This window comes from Sphingomonas sp. BGYR3, from assembly GCF_025153455.1.
Classification (GTDB): domain Bacteria; phylum Pseudomonadota; class Alphaproteobacteria; order Sphingomonadales; family Sphingomonadaceae; genus Sphingomonas.
The window spans coordinates 483,551-503,577 of the sequence record NZ_JANZNT010000001.1; the positions used below are offsets into that span (position 1 = coordinate 483,551).

The 20,027-nt window shown below is 65.3% G+C and carries 15 protein-coding genes and 1 pseudogene; 7 read left to right on the plus strand and 9 right to left on the minus strand.

Features of this window, described 5'->3' with window-relative positions:
• Position 1 precedes the first annotated feature (1 nt).
• The 6 genes from NYR55_RS02205 to NYR55_RS02230 form a co-directional block, all read right to left on the minus strand.
• Positions 2 to 1,234 carry a cyclopropane-fatty-acyl-phospholipid synthase family protein gene (locus NYR55_RS02205; protein ID WP_260019614.1) on the minus strand — a complete coding sequence of 411 codons (1,233 nt, stop codon included), beginning with the start codon at positions 1,232 to 1,234 and terminating at the stop codon, positions 2 to 4.
• A 184-nt stretch (positions 1,235 to 1,418) separates the two neighbouring features.
• The gene (locus NYR55_RS02210) at positions 1,419 to 4,367 is read right to left on the minus strand and encodes a TonB-dependent receptor (protein WP_260019615.1); all 2,949 of its coding nucleotides are present in this window, start codon (positions 4,365 to 4,367) and stop codon (positions 1,419 to 1,421) included.
• A 179-nt stretch (positions 4,368 to 4,546) separates the two neighbouring features.
• On the minus strand, positions 4,547 to 5,908 hold the full coding sequence (locus NYR55_RS02215; protein WP_260019616.1) for a deoxyribodipyrimidine photo-lyase: 1,362 nt from the start codon (positions 5,906 to 5,908) through the stop codon (positions 4,547 to 4,549).
• 93 nt (positions 5,909 to 6,001) lie between these two features.
• Entirely contained in the window at positions 6,002 to 7,051 is a 1,050-nt protein-coding gene (locus NYR55_RS02220) for a 2-oxoacid:ferredoxin oxidoreductase subunit beta (protein ID WP_260019617.1), read from the minus strand.
• Complete coding sequence (locus NYR55_RS02225) at positions 7,048 to 8,925, minus strand: 2-oxoacid:acceptor oxidoreductase subunit alpha (RefSeq protein WP_260019618.1); 1,878 nt, start codon at positions 8,923 to 8,925, stop codon at positions 7,048 to 7,050. Before NYR55_RS02225 ends, NYR55_RS02220 begins: the two co-directional genes overlap by 4 nt.
• 52 nt (positions 8,926 to 8,977) lie before the next feature.
• On the minus strand, positions 8,978 to 9,919 hold the full coding sequence (locus NYR55_RS02230; protein ID WP_260019619.1) for a histone deacetylase: 942 nt from the start codon (positions 9,917 to 9,919) through the stop codon (positions 8,978 to 8,980).
• Positions 9,920 to 9,975: 56 nt separating this feature from the next.
• Here NYR55_RS02230 and NYR55_RS02235 point away from each other — a divergent pair, with 56 nt between their 5' ends.
• The 7 genes from NYR55_RS02235 to NYR55_RS02265 all read left to right on the plus strand — a co-directional run bounded on the left by NYR55_RS02235 (position 9,976) and on the right by NYR55_RS02265 (position 16,229).
• Complete coding sequence (locus NYR55_RS02235) at positions 9,976 to 10,920, plus strand: alpha/beta hydrolase (protein ID WP_260019620.1); 945 nt, start codon at positions 9,976 to 9,978, stop codon at positions 10,918 to 10,920.
• Positions 10,921 to 10,938: 18 nt separating this feature from the next.
• The gene (locus NYR55_RS02240; RefSeq protein WP_260019621.1) at positions 10,939 to 11,415 is read left to right on the plus strand and encodes an RNA pyrophosphohydrolase; all 477 of its coding nucleotides are present in this window, start codon (positions 10,939 to 10,941) and stop codon (positions 11,413 to 11,415) included.
• Between the two features lie 54 nt (positions 11,416 to 11,469).
• Entirely contained in the window at positions 11,470 to 12,375 is a 906-nt protein-coding gene (locus tag NYR55_RS02245) for a DUF481 domain-containing protein (RefSeq protein ID WP_260019622.1), read from the plus strand.
• A gap of 52 nt (positions 12,376 to 12,427) precedes the next feature.
• Positions 12,428 to 13,636, plus strand: coding sequence for a hydrolase (locus NYR55_RS02250; protein WP_260019623.1), 1,209 nt, complete (start codon positions 12,428 to 12,430; stop codon positions 13,634 to 13,636).
• A complete protein-coding gene (locus tag NYR55_RS02255) occupies positions 13,633 to 14,646 on the plus strand; it encodes an arginine N-succinyltransferase (protein WP_260019624.1) in 1,014 nt (337 codons plus the stop codon). Before NYR55_RS02250 ends, NYR55_RS02255 begins: the two co-directional genes overlap by 4 nt.
• 41 nt (positions 14,647 to 14,687) lie before the next feature.
• Positions 14,688 to 15,941 (plus strand): N-succinylarginine dihydrolase, encoded by a 1,254-nt coding sequence (locus NYR55_RS02260; protein WP_260019625.1) that lies wholly within the window; start codon positions 14,688 to 14,690, stop codon positions 15,939 to 15,941.
• A gap of 66 nt (positions 15,942 to 16,007) precedes the next feature.
• On the plus strand, positions 16,008 to 16,229 hold the full coding sequence (locus NYR55_RS02265; protein WP_260019626.1) for a hypothetical protein: 222 nt from the start codon (positions 16,008 to 16,010) through the stop codon (positions 16,227 to 16,229).
• Positions 16,230 to 16,241: 12 nt separating this feature from the next.
• Here NYR55_RS02265 and NYR55_RS02270 read toward each other — a convergent pair whose 3' ends face one another.
• From NYR55_RS02270 to NYR55_RS02280, 3 genes and pseudogenes are all read right to left on the minus strand, one after another.
• The gene (locus tag NYR55_RS02270) at positions 16,242 to 17,474 is read right to left on the minus strand and encodes an SGNH/GDSL hydrolase family protein (RefSeq protein ID WP_260019627.1); all 1,233 of its coding nucleotides are present in this window, start codon (positions 17,472 to 17,474) and stop codon (positions 16,242 to 16,244) included.
• Positions 17,471 to 18,643, minus strand: a complete 1,173-nt coding sequence (locus NYR55_RS02275; protein WP_260019628.1) for an endo-1,4-beta-xylanase — start codon at positions 18,641 to 18,643, stop codon at positions 17,471 to 17,473. The genes NYR55_RS02270 and NYR55_RS02275 overlap by 4 nt, the downstream gene beginning before the upstream one ends.
• Positions 18,640 to 19,954 (minus strand): annotated as a pseudogene (locus NYR55_RS02280) (MFS transporter). The gene NYR55_RS02275 and the pseudogene NYR55_RS02280 overlap by 4 nt, the downstream one beginning before the upstream one ends.
• Between the last annotated feature and the right edge of the window lie 73 nt (positions 19,955 to 20,027).

A 20,027-nucleotide genomic window follows, 5' to 3' on the forward strand; every position in this document is an offset into this window, starting at 1 on the left:
CTCATCCCTCCTTCACCAGCGTGACATGGGCAACGTCGATCGCGCCGCCTCTGAATCCGCCTTCACAATACATCAGATAGTATCGCCACATATCCCGAAAGCGCGCGTCGAACGCCGATGGCAGCGCGCCGTCGCGGTCCGCCGCGTCAAAGCGTTCGCGCCAGATGCGCAGCGTTTCGGCATAGTCCGGCCCGAACCCCCGCCGGTCATGCCAGCCAAGGCCATGATCCTGCGCGATCGCGCGAAACCGGCTTTCGGAAATCAGCATCCCGCCGGGGAAGATATAGGTCTGGATGAAATCGACATTCGACGCATAGGATTCGAAGATCGTGTCATCCATTGCGATATACTGGATGGCGGCGCGCCCGCCCGGTTTCAGCACGCGGGCGATGGTCGCCAGATAATCGGGCCAGTATGCCTCGCCCACCGCCTCGACCATTTCGATGCTGGCCACCGCGTCGAACTGGCCGGTAACGTCCCGGTAATCGGTCAGGGCGACGGTGACGCGATCGGACAATCCGGCATCGGCCATCCGCTGATCGGCGTAACGCTTCTGCTCCTCCGACAGGGTCAGGGCATGGACGTGCCGCCCACCCCGCGCGGCCAGTTCGGCAAAGCTGCCCCAGCCGCAGCCGATTTCCAGGGTGCGCTCGCCCGGCCTAGTCCCCGTCCGGGCCAGCACGGCATCCAGCTTGCGCGCCTGTGCGATTTCAAGCGGCTCGCCCGGTGCAGCAAACATCGCGCTGGAATAGGTCATGTCGCCGCTCAGCCACGGTGCGTAAAAGGCGTTGCCCAGGTCATAGTGGAACGCGATGTTCCGCCGCGATCCGGCCCGGTCGTTGCGCCTGAGCCAATGGCGCAGCCGCATCAGCGGGCGCGACCAGGCCCGTGCCCGGCCTGCCCCGCCCAGCGTCGTTCGGTTGAGCGTGAACAGTTCGAACAGCGCAACCGGATCCGGGCTGCTCCATTCGCCCGCAGCCCATGCGCGGTACCATCCCGACGACCCGCCAGCGACCAGCCGCGCAATCGCCCGCCAGTCGGAAAGGGTCAGCACGACGTTCGGCCCCGGCGCCCGTCCGCCCAGCATCCGGCGTTCGCCATCCGGCAGGGTCAGGTCGATTCGCCCTGCCGCCAGGCCGCGGTCGATGCGGTCGATCGCCGCCGCCAGCACCGGGCGCAGCAATGCGAACGCCCCCTGTGGCCGGTGCAGGTTCACGCCCGCGCCCTGCTCCATTGCCCTGCCCTGCTCACCTGTCCCGTGCGCCATCGCCCGCGCTCTTGGCACAGGCAGGGCACGCGGAAAAGCCGGGCAATCACGGTCTTGACGGCAACGCCGCCCGTATCCCGACCATCCGGAAAAAAGTCGGCGCGCCCGGTTGCCCGGACGCGCCCAAGGAGAGGCTCGGAAAATGGTTCGATCAGAAGCGGGCATTGACCCCGAACATGACCGTGCGGCCGATCCGGGTTTCGAACAGCGTGTCCTGACGGACGCTGTCGATATACAGCCGGTTCTGCTCGTCGGTCAGGTTCTGCGCCTCCAGGATGAACCGCAGATTTTCGGTGATCGCATAGGATGCCGACGCATCGACATACAGCGTCGGGGCATTGCCCTGAAGGTCGCTGCCCTGCGATGCCGGGATGCCGCGGATGAACCGGTCGCGCCAGTTCGCGGTGCCGCGAATGCTGAACCGGTCGTCCTCGTAATACAGCGTGCCCGAAGCCGTGTTCTTCGACAGTCCGACCAGGTTGTTCACCACCGACCGCGTGCAGGTGCCGGCCGTGCTGGCCAGGCAATATTCGATTTCGGACGTGACGCGGGTGTAATTGCCCAGCACGCCGAAATTGCCCAGGAACCCGCCCAGGAAATCGAACGGCAGCTGCAGGTTGACCTCGACACCGTTCAGCGGCCCGCCCGGCGTATTGAACGGCTGAGACACGTTGAACAGCTCGGTCGGCAGCGTGTTCGAGTTTTCCAGCAGCGCGTCGGGCAGACCCAGCTCGGTGAACGGCACCAGGCTGGTGATCGTCTGGATAAAGCTTTCGATGTCCTTGTGGAAATAGGCGACCGAAATCAGCGATCCGGGACGGAAATACCATTCCAGCGCCGCATCGAACGTCTTGGCCCGGATCGGATCGAGGAACGGGTTGTTGACGTTGCCGACGCGAGTGACTGGATTGACGCCAGCGGTCGGGGTCAGCTGGCCCAGTTCCGGACGGGCCATGACCTTTGCCGCCGAGAACCGCAGCAACAGGTCCTGAACCGGCTCGATGACCAGATTGGCGGACGGCAGCCAGTCGTCATAGCTGTTCTGCGCTTCGGCATAACGACCGATCAGTCCCGTCGGCGACGTCACCCCCGTGGGCGGCGCGACCGAGATATAGCCGGATGCGAGCAGGTCGGTCCGCACATAGCGCACGCCGATATCGCCCCGGACGCCAAAACCGATCTGATCGGCGAAATCGAACGTGGCCATGGCATAGGCGCTCTTGACCTCTTCGTTCACGCGGGCGTCCTGCGCGCCGCATTCCACGCCGCAATAGCGCACGCCGTCGAAATTGAACGTCGATGCCCAGCGATCCGGATCGATCGCTGCCCAGGATGCGGGCGCACCATTGCCCCAAAGCTTGTCGACGCCGGTGATCTGCCGGGTGATGCTGGCCAGCGTAGTGCCGGCGGGCAGTGCCTGAACCACCGTGTCCGCATTGAACGGCCGCTGGAACTGCGACCGGAAATCGCTTTCCCGATACTGGCCGCCGAACCGCAGCTTGACCGCATCCGACAGGGTCCAGGCCAGATTGACCTCACCCGTAAAATTGTCGGTCGTGTTCAGCGACGGCTTGCCCTGGAAACTGAAGCCGCCCAGCACCGTGCCGTCGGCGCGGCCGGGGGCATAGGTGAAGGATGCCGGGTTCGACACGTCAAAGCCGAAGCCGATCGTCGGCACCGTGCCGCCATTGCGGAAATCGATCGAAAAACCGTCGCTGTCGATGACGTCCATGAACGTCTGCAGCCGCTTCTTGCCGTCCCAGTCGGACTTGTTCAGGCCGACCAGCATGGACACTTCCAGAGCATCGCTGAGCTTGCGCTTCAGGTTGAAATTCGCCTGCTTGAACGTCGACACGAAATTGTCGACCAGCCCTTCCGACCGGACATCGACCCCGTCGAACAGACCATAGACCAGCGATCCGTTGGCATCGAACTCGACATCGCGCACCGAAACCATCGGCTGGCCATTATTGGCGATCGACCGCGCGAACGACAGGCCGGCGATGTAATTGTCCCGCCGCGTCACTTCGAACCGCGAATACAGGAAATCGACGGCAATGTCGGTGGCGTCGTCCGGCTGATACTGCAGCGTCAGCGACCCGCCGATGCGTTCCTGATCCTGCTCGGAGTTCAGGTAGCGCGGGATGCGCGGGAAAAACGCGCCGCTGCCCGGAATGGCGGTGGCATCGGGCCGGGTCAGGTTCTGGATCGTCTGATAGGCGGCGGCACTGCCGGTGCGCGGGTTGCCGGTGCTGCAATTCGCTGCATCGACGCCCTTGGCCGCATTGTTCGCCGGATTCTGCGGGGCAAAGCCAAGGGGCGAGCAGAAGCCGCCGTTGACATTGGCCGGCAGGATGTCGACGCCGGAATAGCCGACTTCGCGGATATTCCGCTTCTGATAGGCGGCCGAGGCAAGGATGCCAAAACCGCTTTCGCCGAACTGCTTGGACAGCAGCATGGAGGCACGCGGATCGACCTGTTTCGACAGCTCGTTCCAGACGCCGCGCACGGTCGCTGAAAAGACGAAGGGATCGCGGGAATCGAACGGCCGCGGCGCAGTCAGATCGACGGTCGCGCCCAGCGAGCCTTCCTCCACATCGGCGGTCGGCGTCTTGCGCACGGCCAGCGCGGAAAAGATTTCGGTCGGGAACACGTTGAAGTCAAAGCTGCGGCCGTTGTTGCCCGCGCCGTAAATGTCGGACGAACCCGTCTGCGACGTGCCTTCCATCCCGTTGATACGAACCCGGGTGAACTGCGCGCCAAGACCGCGGACCGAGATGTTGCGCCCTTCGCCGCCATCGCCGCGGGCGAGTGCGACGCCCGGTACGCGCTGCATGGATTCGGCCAGGTTGGCGTCGGGAAACTTGCCGATGTCTTCGGCCAGGATTGTGTCGATCGCGGCCGTCTCGTTCCGCTTCTGATTGAGCGCGGTGTTCAGCGACGCGCGGAACCCGGTGACGACAATATCATCCTCTGCGGCGGTGGTTTCGCTGGCACCATCAACCGGCGCGTCCTGCGCGGCAGCCATGCCGGGCATCGCCAGCGCCAGGCCCAGCGCCATCATCGAACTGCACACGTGCAGAGGCTTTACTGCTCTCATCCGGTATCCTCCCTATTGCAATCCCGATATGTGGGACTTGCTTCCATATTATTGGAGGATGCCCGAAGCTGTCCAGCTTTTTTGCACCTTGATGCAAAAAATCAGACAATTACCGGGAAACTTGTTTCGTTATCGATACATAAATGTCGCAGGGCAGCGCACCGAAAAGGCGATGTCGGTCAGATGCCCTTGGCGGCGGCCAATGCCCGATCCCTTGCCGCCTTGTGCCGCACGATCTTGCGCGGATAACTGGCCGGGCGACGGCCATGCTCCTCCGGATCGTGGATCACGTCATCGTGCAGCCGGGCCAGTTCGGGCACCCATTGCCGGATATAGCCCGCCGCATCGAACTTTTCGGATTGCGACAGCGGCGCCATGATCCGCACGAACATGTTGCTGTCCACGCCGGTACCCGACACCCATTGCCAGTTGGTCGCGTTCGACCCGTAATCGGCGTCGACCAGCGTGTCCCAGAACCATTGTTCGCCCACGCGCCAGTCGATCAGCAGATGCTTGATCAGAAAGGATGCGGCGATCATGCGGACCCGGTTGTGCATCCATCCCGTCGCCCATAACTGGCGCATCCCGGCATCCACGATCGGGTATCCGGTCTGCCCGCGCTGCCATGCCCGAAGGTCGGCGGCATCGGTGCGCCATTCAAGCGCATCGAATTTGTCCCGGGCATTTTTCGACGCATATTCCGGGAATTGCAGGATCACGTTCTGCGCATAATCGCGCCAGCCAAGCTCGCTCAGGAAAACCTGTACCGAACCGCCCGTATCGGCGACCCGGTGCCACACCGTGGCAGGCGAGATTTCCCCGAAATGCAGGTGCGGCGACAGGCGAGAGGACCCCTCGATCGACGGCAGGTTGCGCTGTTCGTCATAGCGCGCGGCCTTGGCGACGAACGCGTCCAGCCGCTTGCGCGCGCCCTCCTCCCCCGGCGTCCATTCCGCCTCGAACCCGGTCGCCCAGTTGGGGCGCGTGGGCAGCAGGTTCCAGTCGGCCAGCGTATCCGATTTCGGCCACTTGTCCGGCGCATCGATGCTGCGCGGCCGCTGCGTCGGATGTTCGGGGGGCATCCGCTCCTGCAAGGCGCGCCAGAACGGGGTAAAGATCTTGTACGGCGATCCCGATCCGGTCGTCACGCTACCCGGCGGAGCCAGATAGTTGCCGTCATGGCACACCAGGTCCAGCCGCTTCGCCACCACCTTTTCGGCGTTGCGCCACCATGGTTCGTAATGGCGGATGCAATGCACCCTGCCCGCGCCGGTTTCCTCGGCCAGTTCGGCCAGCACGGCATCGCATTTGCCCCGGCGCAGGATCAGGCGGCTGCCCTTTTCGCGCAGCGCCGCGTCCAGCGCGTTCAGGCTGTGGTGCAGCCACCACCGCGATGCGCCGCCCATCGCCCGATGCTTTGGCGTGTCGTCGTCCAGCACATAGACGGGGATCACTGGCCCTTCCGCAGCGGCGGCGGCCAGCGCGGCCTGATCCGACAGGCGCAGGTCGCGGCGGAACCAGATGATGGATGGCGTGGTCATGGATCCCCTTTCGTCGCTGGGACAATGCGCCAACGACGAAATGGGGTGCAAGACAATGTGGGCCAAAGGCGGTGTTGACCGCCCTTTCCCCCGTCAGATCGCGTGCGGCTGTTTGTCCACCTGCCAGGTCTGGCCCTTGCTGACCAGCTTTTGCAGGTCGGGCACCTTGCCCTCGCTGACCGAACGGTTCTGTTCGATCACCGCGGTTTCAAAGGTCGGGGCTGGATCGTCAAAGATGACGCCCAGCGCGACCGGGAACGTGCCGACCGGCATTTCGACCAGCAGGTGCGCGATCGTCCGGTTGGTCTGATCGTGCACCAGCACGCCTGCGGCCTGCCAGTCGCCATCGACCACATCCACGACCTTCAGCGTCAGCCGTTCGCGGTCCAGCGACAGGCCCTTGACCCCGCCGGTCTTTTCCGACCCGAACAGCATCGGTTCGCCATGCTTGACCCACAGCTGCGCGGTCGCGGCATTGGGCTTTGCCGTGAACGGCGCGAACACGTCGTCATTATAGACGATGCAGTTCTGATAGATTTCGACGAACGCCGTCCCCTGATGGGCATAGGCGGCCTTCAGCACCTCGGGCAGGTTCTTGTGCACGTCGATGCCGCGCGCCACGAAGCGTGCACCCGCGCCCAGCGCAAAGACGCACGGGCTTGCCGGGCGATCGACCGACCCGAACGGGGTCGATGGCGAACGGGTGCCGACCCGGCTGGTGGGCGAATATTGCCCCTTGGTCAGGCCATAAATCTCGTTGTTGAACAGCAGCACCTGGCAATTCAGGTTGCGGCGAATGAGGTGCATGGTGTGGTTGCCGCCGATGGACAACGCATCGCCGTCGCCGGTGATGATCCACACGTCCAGATCCGGATTGGCCAGCTTTACCCCCGTCGCCACCGTCGGCGCGCGGCCGTGGATGGTGTGGAAGCCATAGGTTTCCATGTAATAGGGAAAGCGCGATGAACAGCCGATGCCGCTGACGAACACCGTGTTTTCCGGCGTCGCGCCGATTTCCGGCATGGTCCGCTGAACCGCCTTCAGGATCGCATAGTCGCCGCAACCGGGGCACCAGCGAACTTCCTGATCGGTTTCCCAGTCCTTGGGGCTGGTGGCGGGCTTGATGGTCGTGATCTCGTTCATGCGAGCAGGCTTTCGATTGCGTCTTCGATTTCCGCGATGCGGAAGGGCTGGCCGGATACCTTGTTGAGCGGCTTGGCATCGACCAGGAACTGGTCGCGCAGCACGGTCTTCAGCTGGCCCGTATTCATCTCCGGCACCAGGATCTGGTCATAGCTTTTCAGCAGATCGCCCAGATTGCCGGGCATCGGCCAGATATGGCGGATATGGACATGGCTGACGTCCAGCCCCTTGCGACGCGCGCGGCGCACCGCCTGGGTGATCGGGCCATAGGTGCTGCCCCAGCCGACCACGACCAGCTTGCCGCCGGCCTCGCCCTGCTCGACCACCTGATCGGGCACCGCGATTTCCGCCACCTTGCGCTGGCGGATCGTCGTCATCGCCTGATGGTTCGACGGCGAATAATCGATGTTGCCGGTCCCTTGCGCCTTTTCGATCCCGCCGATGCGGTGCAGCAGGCCCGGCGTGCCAGGCTTGACCCAGGGCCGCGCCAGATTGTCGTTGCGGGAATAGGGCATGAACTTCGTGCCCTCGGCGGGCAGGTCGGTGTGATGCGTGACCGGGAACGGCGTGTACGTGCTCATGTCCGGCACCTTCCACGGCTCGGCCGCATTCTGCAGATACCCGTCGGTCAGCAGCATGACGGGCGTCATGTACGTCGTGGCGATCCGCACCGCTTCGATGGCAACGTCAAAGCAATCGGCGGCGGAACGCGCGGCGATCACCGGCATCGGCGCATCGCCGTTGCGGCCATAGACCGCCTGATACAGGTCGGACTGCTCCGTCTTGGTCGGCAGGCCGGTCGACGGGCCGCCCCGCTGCGCATTGACGATCACCAGCGGCAGTTCGGTCATGATCGCCAGGCCCATGAACTCGCCCTTCAGCGCGATGCCCGGGCCGGACGAACAGGTAACGCCCAGCTGCCCGGCATAGGATGCACCGATCGACGCGCCGATGGCCGCAATCTCGTCCTCCGCCTGAAACGTCGTGACGCCATATTCCTTGTACCGCGCCAGCGCGTGCAGGATCGCGCTGGCCGGCGTGATGGGATAGCCGCCAAAGAACATCGGCAGGCTGGCCAGCTGCGCGCCCGCGACCAGGCCCAACGACGTTGCCTCGGCACCCGTCACCGTGCGGTACAGGCCCGGCTCCACCGGCGCTGCCGGCACCTGAACCTGCGCAATGCCCATCGCGCCCAGCTCGGCCGTTTCGCCATAGGCATGTCCGGCGTTCAGCGCGGCGATGTTCGCCTCTGCCAGTTCGGGCGCCTTGGCGAACTTGGCGCGCAGCCAATCCTCGATCGGCTGACGGTCGCGGTCGAACATCCACAGCGCCAGGCCCAGCGTCCACATGTTCTTGCAGCGCAGCGCCTCCTTGTTGCCAAGGCCGAACGGCTTCACCGCATCCAGCGTCAACTGGCTGATGTTCAGCTTGAGCAACTGCCACTTGGCCAGGCTGCCATCGTCCAGCGGGTTCTGCGTGTACTTGGCCTTGTCCAGGTTGCGCTGGTTGAACTCGCCCTCATCCGCGATGATCAGGCCGCCGGGCTTCAGCGCATCGACATTCACCTTCAGCGCGGCCGGGTTCATCGCCACCAGCACGTCCGGCTCGTCGCCCGCCGTTTCGATGCTGGCCGAACCGAAATTGATCTGGAACGCGGAAACGCCGAACAAAGTGCCCTGCGGCGCGCGGATTTCGGCCGGAAAATCGGGAAAAGTCGCCAGGTCGTTACCCGCAATCGCGGTCGCCAGCGTGAACTGACCGCCGGTCAGCTGCATCCCGTCGCCGGAATCGCCCGCGAACCGGACGACGATGTTTTCGGCGGGCGGGTTGGCCGCCGCTTCCTGCGGGGTCACCTCGTGAACGGCGGATGCCATAGAATGTCCTGCTATCGTAGCTGAATTGGAATTGCCGCCCCTCTACGCCCGGTTAGCCCGCGGCAAAAGAGGATTTCAGCTTGGGGCCGCCCAATGGCTGCTTTGCATAGCTGCGGCCCAGGGTCAGGACCGACCGGGCATGGCGCTGCGCCACCTCCATCGGATCGGTGCCGTACCCGCCGCCCAATGCGCTGGCCAGCGGAATGCCGCGCCCGGCACACAGGCCAGCCAGCCACGCATCGCGGGCGATCAGGCCGTCCAGGCTCAGCGACAACCGGCCCAATTTGTCCCCCGACCACGGATCGACTCCCGCCTGATACAGGATCAGGTCCGGCCGCACCTGATCGATCAGCGGCACCAGCGTCCGGGCCAGCGTGTCCAGATATTCGTCATCCTCCACCCCGTCGGGCAGGCCAATGTCCAGCGTCGATCGCGCCTTTCGCACCGGAAAATTCTTTTCGGCGTGGATGGAGTATGTGGCGATCTCCGGCCGCCCGGCGGTCAGCGCCGCGGTGCCGTCGCCCTGATGCACGTCGCAATCGACGATCAGGATGCGGGCAACGTCCCCCTCCTCCACCAATCGGACGGCGGCGCAGACCAGGTCGTTGAAGATGCAATATCCGGCGCCCGTATCTGCCAGCGCATGATGGCTACCCCCGGCGGTGTTGGCGGCATAGCCGCGATCCAGCGCTAGCTTGCCCGCCAGCCAGGTGCCGGCCGGCACATGCACGGCGCGATGCGCAACAGCGGGGGTGACGGGAAATCCGATGCGCCGTTCCTTGTCGCGGGGCACGCGCACCTCCACCACCTCGGCCACGTAATCGGGGTCGTGCACCGCCTCCAGCCACTGGCGCGGCATGGGTTCGGGCGCGTGCCATTCCAGCCCGTCCGCATCGCTCAACAGGTCGCGGACCAGGCCGTTCTTGTTCCATTCATACGCGCTGCGGGCGGGCGCGGGCGCGACGTAACTGGGGTGGTGGACGACGGCGATCATTGCCGCCAAGGTAGGGGCTGACCGGCCATGCACCAAGAGTGCCGAAGGGAGATCGGATGACCACGCCGCCACTACGCCCGGATGTGAACGCCTTCCTCGCCTATGCCAACAATTTCCCCGGGCCAAAGATGCACGAGATGCAGCCGGACGAGGCGCGGGCGCAATATGTCGCCATGAAATCGCTGGTCGACCTGCCGATGGGCGAACTGGCCGTGCATCGGCAATTGTCGATTCCCGGACCCGCCGGACCCATCCCCGCCGCATTGTTCGATGCGCGCGCGGAACGCGAACCGGGGCCGCTGATCGTGTTCTATCATGGCGGCGGCTGGGTGATCGGCAATGTCGACAGCCATGCCAGCTATTGCGCCGAACTGGCGCGCGCCACCGATCTGCCCGTCGTGTCGGTCGATTACCGGCTGGCCCCCGAACACCCCTGGCCCGCCGCGGCGGACGATGCGGAGGCGGCGGCACGGTGGCTGGCCACCAGCCCAGATGCACTCGGCCTGTCGGTGACCGGGCTGGTCGTGGCGGGCGACAGCGCGGGTGGCAACCTTGCCATCATCGCCGCGATGGATTTGCGGGACAGCCCTGCCGCCGTGCCGGTGATCGCGCAATTCCCGATCTATCCGGCGACGCACATGGGATCGGACTATCCCAGTTACGAAGCCTTTGCCGACGGGCATCTGCTGACCCGCGAAAGCATGGCCTGGTTCGAAGGGGCCTATGCCGCCGATGCCGGCCATGTCCGCGCGTCCCCCATGCTGGGCGACCTTGCCGCAATGCCGCCCGCGCTGGTGCTGACCGCCAGCCATGATCCGATCCGCGATCAGGGCCGCGCCTATGCCGCCGGCCTGGCGCAGGCGGGCGTCGCGGTCAGCTTTGTCGAAGTGCCCGGCATGATCCATGGCTTCATCACCCTGCGAAAGATCATTCCCTCCGGCGCCGCCGATCTGGCCCGCGCCCACGCGATGCTAAAGGCGATGATTGCTGCCGCTTCCTGATCGGCTAAAGGCGACGCCATGATCGACAAGGAATCGCTCCCCTATCGCCCCTGTGCCGGCGTGATGATCCTGAACCGCGACGGCCAGGTGCTGGTCGGCCAGCGGTTCGATTCGGTGGTCGAGGCATGGCAGATGCCGCAGGGCGGGATCGATCCGGGCGAAGCGCCGCTGGAAACCGCTTACCGCGAACTGTGGGAAGAAACCGGCATCGAACGCCATCTGGTCGAACTGGTGGCAGAGGCGCCGGACGAATTTTTCTATGACCTGCCCGACGACCTGATCGGCCGCATCTGGAAGGGCAAGTGGCGGGGCCAGCGCCAGCGGTGGTTCCTGTTCCGGTTCCTCGGCACCGATGCCGATGTGAACATCGCAACGCCGGAACCGGAATTTCGCGCATGGCGATGGGCCGACCCGGCCGAGCTGCCCGATCTGATCGTGCCGTTCAAGCGCACGCTCTATCAACAGCTGCTTGCCGTCTTTTCACCGCATCTTTGATCGCCGCTGCCTTTTCCCCGCCGGAAATCGGGGTTAATGACGGCATTGATGCGAATGCCTCTGCTCCTTCTGGCGCTGTCGCCGCTGCTGCTCGCCAATCAGGAAGAGCCGAAGCCCGATCCGCCAAAGCTGCCCGATGCCGTGGAAACCATGCTGCTCGCCGCCTTCGACAGCGGGAACGAGGGCGAGGTGAACACCATCGCCAAATACGCCAAGACGGCGGCCCCCGACATGACGGAGATGATCAACCGGCGGGTCGGCGACTGGAAACGGGCACGATCCGACGCCAACCAGAAACGCCTGTCAGAGGCGGCATTCTTTGAACTGGTCCAGGGCCGGGCAGAGGTTGGTGCGTGGCTGACGACCGGCAATACCGACAATATCGGCCTGAATGGCGTCCTTGATCTGCGCCGCGAAGGGTGGCTGTGGCGGCATAAATTGCGGCTGCAGGCGGATTATCAGGAATCGCTGGGCGTCACCAACCGCGAACGCTACCTCGCGGCGTACGAACCGAACTACAAGCTGGACGACAAGGCGTATATCTATGGCGCCGCTCAGTTCGAAAGCGACCGGTTCCTTGGGTATACCGAACGCTATTCCGCCTCGCTGGGGGCGGGCTACAGCGCGATCAAGCGGCCGAACATGACGCTGGACGTCGAACTTGGCCCGGCATTCCGGCATACCGAATTCATCAACGCGCCGACCGAAAGCAATCTGGCGACGCGCGGATCGATGGACTTTTCGTGGAAACTGACCCGCGCGATCACGTTCGAACAGGACGCATCCGCCTATCTGCAAAGCGCGAACAGCACCGTGTCCAGCAAATCGGCCGTGCGGGCCAAGCTGTTCGGGCCCTTGTCGGGTCAGATGTCCTATACCGTCCAGTATGAAAGCAAGCCGCCCGCCGGCCGCGTATCCACCGATACGATCAGCCGCGCGTCCATCGTCTACGATTTCTGACCGCGCCCGGCCGGGGGTGGCCTCTGCTCCCGCTTCGGGCTAGTCGATCGGGATGGAGAGACTGACGCCGATCGAACGCGCTGCTGCGGACCATGTCGCCGCCGAACCGATGATGGCGCTCACCGAACGCTGGGTGGCGATCAACAGCGGGACGCGCAATCTGGCCGGTGTGGCCGCCATGGCATCCACCCTGGCCGATGCCTTTTCCGTCCTGCCCGGCACGCTCCGGCTGGTCGATGCCGCACCCGTGGAGCAGGTAACGCCAGCGGGCGAGCGGATCGCCCTTGAGCATGGCCGGCATCTGCACCTGACCGTCCGGCCGGATGCGCCGGTGCAACTGGTGCTGACCGGGCACATGGATACCGTCTTTGCCGCCGATCATCCATTTCAGTCCGCACGCTGGCTGGACGATGGCCGCTATAACGGCCCCGGTGCCGCGGATATGAAGGGGGGCATCGCCCTGATGCTGGCGGCCCTTCGCGCGGTAGAGGCAAGCCCGCTGGCGTCCCGGCTGGGCTATGAAGTCGTCATCAATTCGGATGAGGAAACGGGTTCGCTGTCCTCCGCCCCGCTGATCGCCGATGCGGCGCGCGGCAAGCTGGCGGCGCTGACCTATGAACCCGCCCTGCCCGATGGCACGCTGGCGGGGGCGCGGGGCGGCACCGGCAATTTTTCGATCACCGTGCGCGGGCGCAGCGCCCATGCCGGCCGCAATCCGGAGGATGGCCGAAACGCCATTGTCGCGGCGGCCGACATTGCCGTCCGGCTGCACGCCGCCCGGATCGACGGGCTGGCCGTCAATCCTGCCCGGATCGACGGGGGCGGCCCCAACAACATGGTGCCCGACCTGGCGGTGCTCCGCGTCAATTTCCGGCCGCGCGACGCCGCCATGATCGACCATGCCCGCGCGCTGATCGACCGCGTGCTGGGCGATGTCGCGCTTGCCCATGACGTTGCGGTCGATCTGCATGGCGGCTTCAACCGGCCGCCAAAGCCCATTGATCCGGGGGCGGCCCGATTGTTCGACCTGGTCCGCGCGGTCGGTCACGATCTGGGCATCGCCATCGCGTGGCGGGCGACCGGCGGCGTTTGCGATGGCAACAACATCGCGGCCTGCGGGGTGCCGGTGGTCGATACCATGGGCGCGCGCGGCGGCGCGATCCATTCGGCGGACGAGTTCCTGATCCCCGAAAGCCTTGCCGAGCGCGCGGCACTGTCGGCCATCACGATGCTGCGGATCGCAGAAAAAGGAACCCTATGAGCTTCGTCATCCGCGCGGCGACCGATCGCGACCTGCAACCGCTTTATGAAATGGCCAAGCTGACCGGGGGCGGCTTCACCAACCTGCCCCCCGACAAGCCCGCCCTTCGCGCCAAGCTGGAACGCAGCGCCGCCGCCTTTGCCCGCACGGACGATGCGCTGCAGGACGACCTGTTCGTGCTGGTTCTGGAAAACATGGATACGGGCGAGGTGCGCGGCACCTGTCAGATCTTTGCCCAGGTCGGCCAGCGATGGCCGTTCTACAGCTATCGGCTGGCAATGCTGACCAAGCATAGCGAGGAGCTGAACCGCACGTTCCGCGCCGAAATCCTCAATTTGGTCAACGACCTTGAGGGATCGTCAGAGGTCGGCGGCCTGTTCCTCCATCCCGGCGAGCGGGCCGGCGGCCTTGGCCTGTTGCTGGCGCGCAGCCGATATCTGTTCATCCGCCAGCATCGCGCCCGGTTCGCCGACCGCACCATCGCCGAACTGCGTGGCATCATTGACGAGGCGGGCGGCTCCCCCTTCTGGGACGGGGTGGCCGGCCGCTTTTTCGGCATGAGCTTTCAGGAGGCGGATCAGTTCAATGCCATCCACGGCAATCAGTTCATTGCCGACCTGATGCCCAAGCATCCCGTCTATACCGCGATGCTGCCCGACACTGCGCGTCAAGTCATCGGCCTGCCCCATCCCAGCGGCCGCGCGGCGATGCGGATGCTGGAAAATGAAGGGTTCGCCTATGAACGCTATGTCGACATTTTCGACGGCGGCCCGACCATGACGGCGCGCACCGACCAGATCCGGTCGGTGCGGGAGGCGCAGGAGGCTGCGGTTACCGACATTGCGGCATCCGGCGGTGAACCGGCTCTGGTCGCCACCGGCCGGCTGACCGATTTCCGCTGCTGCTGCGGAACGCTGGCCACGACGGTGGACGGCGTTGCCGTGGATGCCGGGACCGCACGGCTGCTGGGCGTCGAACCAGGCGCGACCGTGCTTTACGCGGAACGCTGAACGCTGGCCGATAGCCGTTCGGACAGGATGAGGATGGGGCAATGCTGACGGAAATCAATTTCGACGGCCTGATCGGGCCAAGCCATAATTATGCGGGGTTAAGCCCTGGCAACCTTGCCGCAACCCGCAATCGGGGCGCCACATCGCAGCCGCGCGCCGCCGCGCTGCAGGGACTGGCCAAGATGCGCCACAATCTGCGCCTTGGCCTGCCCCAGGGTATCTTCATGCCGCTGCCCCGCCCCGATCATCGCTGGCTGGACAGCCTGTCGACCGATTATCCCGCCGCGCCCGATCACCTGAAGGCGCAGGCGCTGTCCGCATCGTCCATGTGGGCGGCCAATGCCGCCACCGTCTCGCCCGCCCCTGACACGGCGGATGGCCGCTGCCATCTGACTGTGGCCAATCTGATGACCATGCCGCATCGCAGCCATGAATGGCCCGACACGCTGGCACAGCTGCGCATCGCCTTTGCCGATCCGGCCTTTGCCGTTCACGCGCCCGTGCCCGCGCCCTTTGGCGACGAGGGTGCGGCCAATCACATGCGGCTGTGCGCGTCGCACGATGCGCCCGGCGTCGAAATCTTCGTCTATGGCGTGTCCGGCGGCCCCTTTCCCGCCCGCCAGCATCGGGAGGCGAGCGCAGCGGTGGCCCGCGCGCATCGGCTGGACCCGGCGCGCACCCTGTTCGTTCAGCAATCGGAAGCCGCGATTGCCGCCGGTGCCTTTCACAACGACGTCGTCGCCGTAGCCAATGGCCGCGTGCTGCTGGCGCATCAGCACGCCTTTGCCGATGCCCCCGCATTCTATGACCGGCTTCGCGCGATCATGCCGGATGTCGAGATCGTCGAGGTGCCTGCCGACCGGGTGTCGCTGGCCGACGCCATTCAATCCTATCTGTTCAATGCCCAGCTGGTGACGCTGCCCGGCGGCGACACCGCCATCGTCCTGCCCGAAGAAGCGCGGGAGAACGCGGCCGTATGGGCATGGCTGAACGATCATGTCGCCGGCAACGGTCCGATCCGTCAGCTAAAGGTGGTGGATGTCCGCCAGTCGATGGCCAATGGCGGCGGCCCGGCCTGTCTGCGCCTGCGGGTCGTGTGCGATCCGCAGCGCGTCGATCCGCGCTTCCTTCTCGACGAACCGCGGATCGACCGGCTGGCCGATGTGGTTGAACGCTGGTGGCCGGATGCGATCGGTCCGGGCGATTTGAATGACGCCGCCCTGATCGACCGCATTCGGCACGCCCGCCATGCTGCGCTGGACGTCATGGGACTTGTCGAGTTAATTGACAGGTAACCGTGCCTGTTAATCGTTGAATCGCGTATTTCCGCCGCTGGCACGGGCATTGCTTAGGGAATGGCCATGTTCCAACGGTTCGCACGCCTCTTCACGATCAAGACCAAGTTTGAGGCATTCATGGTCATTTTCGGTCTCGCCAACGGCGCGGCCGACCGGGGCACGCATTATCTGGTGCAATATCCCGGCTGGCTTGGCTGGTTCATGTTCTGCCTGTGCCCGATCGCGGTGTTCATGGCCGCCACCCGCATCCTGGACAGCGTGGAGCGGGCGCGTCAGGACGCGTAAGGCCCCCCGCCCCTATCGACGGCCGGTGAACAGGCGCAGCGGAACCGCCTCGCCCATCACCCGGTACCCGGCGATGGACGGATGCAGCCCGTCCCCGGAATCATAGTCCGCACGCAAGCGGGATGGATTGGCCGGATCGCGCATCAACGCGTCGAAATCCATCACCGCATCGACATTACCGGGCGTGCGCAGCCATGCGTTCACCGACTGCCGGTCCGCCTCGTTCTGCGCATCGGGATGGTAATAGGCGGACGCGCCATAGGGCAGGATGGTGCCGCCGATCACCCGAATGCCGCGCGCCCGGGCCCGTGCAACGATCTGCGCATACGCCGCGATCATCGCATCGCGTTCCTCGGCATGGCGTTCGGCCGACACCGGCGCATCGCGGGTCAGCGTGCCCAGATCGTTCACCCCGATCAGCAGCATCAGATGCGTGACGCCGGGCAGTGCCAGCACATCCCGTTCCAGCCGCGCCAGCCCGTTCGGCCCCAGTCCGTCGCGCAGCAACCGGTTGCCGCCGATCCCCTGATTGATCACCGCCAGATCGCGGGTCGCTCGGTTCGCCTGCAACCGGTTCGCCAGCGTGTCGGGCCAGCGCGCATCGGTATCGGGCTGCACGCCATACCCATCGGTGATGCTGTCGGCCAGGATGACCAGCGCCCGCCCGGCCCGCCGCTCCACCTCAATACTGGCAAGGTTGAACCAGCCGACCTTCTTAGTGGCATTGGCAAAGCCCGTGTCGGGCGCATCGGCCGACAGGATATAGCTGTTCGTCCGCGATCCCGGATGCCCGGTCTGCCGCGCCGGCACATCGGCCAGTCGGATCGTCACGGCAAGATGCTCCAGCGCCGTCACCGGCAGCGCGACGGGATCGGACAGGAACTCCGCACCTTGCGGGATCATGGCCGTGCCGCGGCCGGAAAAAGTGACCGCAACCGGCCCGCCCCTGATTGCCGCGCTGTCCCGCGCCGCAGCCGGTGCCACGGTCACGCTGGTGACGGTCAGCGGCTGGTCTCCCGCCACATTGGACAGGCGAATGCGCATCCGGTCGCCCGACAGCGTCGGCCGGATCAGCTGGCGGATGACAATCCCGGCATTGCCTTCATGCGGCAGTCGCTGCTGGTCGTTCAGCTCGAAATTGCTGCTGGCCCAGCTTACGACCCACCGTTTTTGCTGCGCCGATGCTGCACCCGAACAGACCAGCGACAGTGCAGCAACCGCCAGCGAGAACCATCTTGCGATCATGCCGCTTTCCCCCGGGCGGGGGCGGCAGCCAGCGCCTGTGCGATGGCATCATACAGCGGCTTCGGCTTGAAGGCCGCGTCATAGGGCGCGCCCCGGATCAACGACTTGTCGGCGCGCGGGGTAAAGCCGGACAGCCAGCTGTACCGGTCGCTCATCCCCCAGACCAGCACGTCGCGCAGTTGGGGGAAGGACAGCGTCACATCCAGATAACCGCGCGCATAATCCGCGACGATCCGGTCGCGCGACGCCTCATCGGCGCTGACATACCGGTCGTTCACGTCGAACTCGGTGATGACCAGCCGGTATCCCATGGCCGTCACTTCGGTCAGGAACTCGCGCCAGACCGGCTGCCGTGCCGCGATCTGTTCGCCCACCGGCTGGCCGCCCTGCGGGCTGATATGCGATTGCAGGCCCAGCGCATCGACGGGCACGCCCCGTTTACGAAACCCCTCAAGCAGTTTCAGCACGCCCCGGCGGTGGTTGGCATCGTTGCCGCTGTCCCAGCCCATATAGTCGTTATAGACCAGTTCCGCCCGCGGCGCCGCCTCCCGCGCGGTACGGAACGCCAGGTCGCACACCGCCAGCCGGTCACCCATCGCCTCGGTCAGCGCGTTGGCGTAAAGGTCGCCCATCGCCGGGTCGATCGTTTCGTTGACCACGTCATAACTGTAGATACGCGTGCCATAGCGTCCCGTCACGCTGCGGATATGCTCGACGATCAGCCGCTCCGCCTCGCTTGGCGCGCGCGATCCGAAATCATGCTCGTTCAGCCATTTCGGCATCCATCGCGTCTGGTTCCACAACAGGGTGTGGCCGCGCACGCCCATCGTGCGTGCTTGGCTCCAATCCACCATCGGATCGAACCGGCTGAAATCATACCGGTCCACGGCGGGCCGCGTCGCCCCCCATTTCATCTCGTTTTCCGGGACGATCAGGCCGCAGTCGCGCTCCAGCAACGCGGCATAGGCCGGATTGGCAAAGCTGCCCCGGTCAGTCCCGACCCGCCCAAAGGCACAGGCCGATCCGAAGCGCAGACCCCGGCGTTCGGCAATCGCGTTCAGTCCCTCTGGCTGCTGTGCCAGCGCCGCCGCCGGATGCAGCATGGCCGCCCCGCCCGCAGCAATTCCCGCGCCGATCAACTCACGACGGTTCATGGCCATTTCAGTCATGCCAATTCCTTTCCGGTTTCCCCCAACCGGGGCAGCAACAGGTGGATGATGGCCAGCGCCACCAGATAGGCCGATCCGGCCAGCGCCATCAGCGGTACGTAACTGCCCGTGCTTTGCAGCGTCCATCCGGCGAACTGGGCGATCCCCATCCCGCCCAGCGCGCCCGCCAGTCCGCCGATGCCGACGACCGTGCCGACGGCGGGGCGCGGAAAGGTGTCCGACACCACGGTATAAAGGTTTGCCGACCAACCCTGATGCGCTGCGGCCGCCAGCCCGATGATCCCCACCGCCACCAGCGGATCGGGAATGGACGGCGCGAACGCGACCGGCACGACGCACAGCGCACAGATCAGCATCACCGTCTTGCGCCCGGCATTGATGCTCCATCCCCGCGCAATCAGGCGCGACGACAGCCAGCCCCCGCCGATGCTGCCCACATCGGCCAGCAGATAGACGGCGATCAGCGCGGGCCCCAGCGTCGCCAGCATCCCGCCGCCCTTGGGCAACAGCTCAAGCCCATAGGTCTTGGTAAAGAAATCGGGCAGCCAGAACAGGAAAAGCCACCAGATCGGATCGGTCAGGAACTTGCCGATCATGAATGCCCAGGTGCCCCGGTTGCGCAGTGCCTTGGCCCAGGTCACGCGCACCTGCGGCTCCGGCGGATCGGAATGGATCAGCGCCAGTTCCGCAGCTCCTACCCGCGGATGCTGCTCCGGCCGGCGATAGATGGCCAGCCAGCAGACGAGCAGGACCAGGCCAAGCGCCCCCGTCACGATGAACGCCGCCTGCCAACCCGAACCACAGGACCAGGAACGGCACGGCCAGTGGCGTCAGCACAGCACCGACATTGGACCCGGCGTTGAACAACCCGGTGGCAAAGGCGCGCTCCCGCTTGGGAAACCATTCCGACACGGCCTTGATCGCCCCCGGAAATCCGCCCGCTTCGCCCAGGCCAAGCGCAAATCGGGCCAGCATGAAATGCGCCACGCTGGATGCAGCGCCATGCGCCATTGCCGCCAGCGACCATGCGGCGATCGCCACCGCCAGGCCGGTTCGCGTGCCGACAGCATCCATGAACCGGCCCATCAGCAACAGGCCGATGGCATAAGCGCCCTGAAACACCGTGACGATATTGCCGTAATCCGTCTCGCTCCAGCCGAACTCGGCATCGAACACGGATTTCAGGTTCCCCAGGACCAGCCGGTCGACGTAATTGACGGTGATCGCAAAGAACAACAGGGCACAGATGACCCAGCGATATCGCCCCGGCCGGGCCGCAGCAGCAATCGCTTCAGCCGGCAGCGGCGCCATCATCGCGCCATGCCCCCGACGCTGTCCGACCGGCAATCCGGCATCCGCATCCCTTTCCAGATGTCCCCGATGC

What these genes read in the sequence shown, in the direction of transcription:
- NYR55_RS02205 (WP_260019614.1), bottom strand. Translation starts at nt 1,234, where the DNA reads ATGGAGCAGGGCGCGGGCGTGAACCTGCACCGGCCACAGGGGGCGTTC.
- NYR55_RS02210 (WP_260019615.1), bottom strand. Translation starts at nt 4,367, where the DNA reads ATGAGAGCAGTAAAGCCTCTGCACGTGTGCAGTTCGATGATGGCGCTG.
- NYR55_RS02215 (WP_260019616.1), bottom strand. Translation starts at nt 5,908, where the DNA reads ATGACCACGCCATCCATCATCTGGTTCCGCCGCGACCTGCGCCTGTCG.
- NYR55_RS02220 (WP_260019617.1), bottom strand. Translation starts at nt 7,051, where the DNA reads ATGAACGAGATCACGACCATCAAGCCCGCCACCAGCCCCAAGGACTGG.
- NYR55_RS02225 (WP_260019618.1), bottom strand. Translation starts at nt 8,925, where the DNA reads ATGGCATCCGCCGTTCACGAGGTGACCCCGCAGGAAGCGGCGGCCAAC.
- NYR55_RS02230 (WP_260019619.1), bottom strand. Translation starts at nt 9,919, where the DNA reads ATGATCGCCGTCGTCCACCACCCCAGTTACGTCGCGCCCGCGCCCGCC.
- NYR55_RS02235 (WP_260019620.1), top strand. Translation starts at nt 9,976, where the DNA reads ATGACCACGCCGCCACTACGCCCGGATGTGAACGCCTTCCTCGCCTAT.
- NYR55_RS02240 (WP_260019621.1), top strand. Translation starts at nt 10,939, where the DNA reads ATGATCGACAAGGAATCGCTCCCCTATCGCCCCTGTGCCGGCGTGATG.
- NYR55_RS02245 (WP_260019622.1), top strand. Translation starts at nt 11,470, where the DNA reads ATGCCTCTGCTCCTTCTGGCGCTGTCGCCGCTGCTGCTCGCCAATCAG.
- NYR55_RS02250 (WP_260019623.1), top strand. Translation starts at nt 12,428, where the DNA reads ATGGAGAGACTGACGCCGATCGAACGCGCTGCTGCGGACCATGTCGCC.
- NYR55_RS02255 (WP_260019624.1), top strand. Translation starts at nt 13,633, where the DNA reads ATGAGCTTCGTCATCCGCGCGGCGACCGATCGCGACCTGCAACCGCTT.
- NYR55_RS02260 (WP_260019625.1), top strand. Translation starts at nt 14,688, where the DNA reads ATGCTGACGGAAATCAATTTCGACGGCCTGATCGGGCCAAGCCATAAT.
- NYR55_RS02265 (WP_260019626.1), top strand. Translation starts at nt 16,008, where the DNA reads ATGTTCCAACGGTTCGCACGCCTCTTCACGATCAAGACCAAGTTTGAG.
- NYR55_RS02270 (WP_260019627.1), bottom strand. Translation starts at nt 17,474, where the DNA reads ATGATCGCAAGATGGTTCTCGCTGGCGGTTGCTGCACTGTCGCTGGTC.
- NYR55_RS02275 (WP_260019628.1), bottom strand. Translation starts at nt 18,643, where the DNA reads ATGACTGAAATGGCCATGAACCGTCGTGAGTTGATCGGCGCGGGAATT.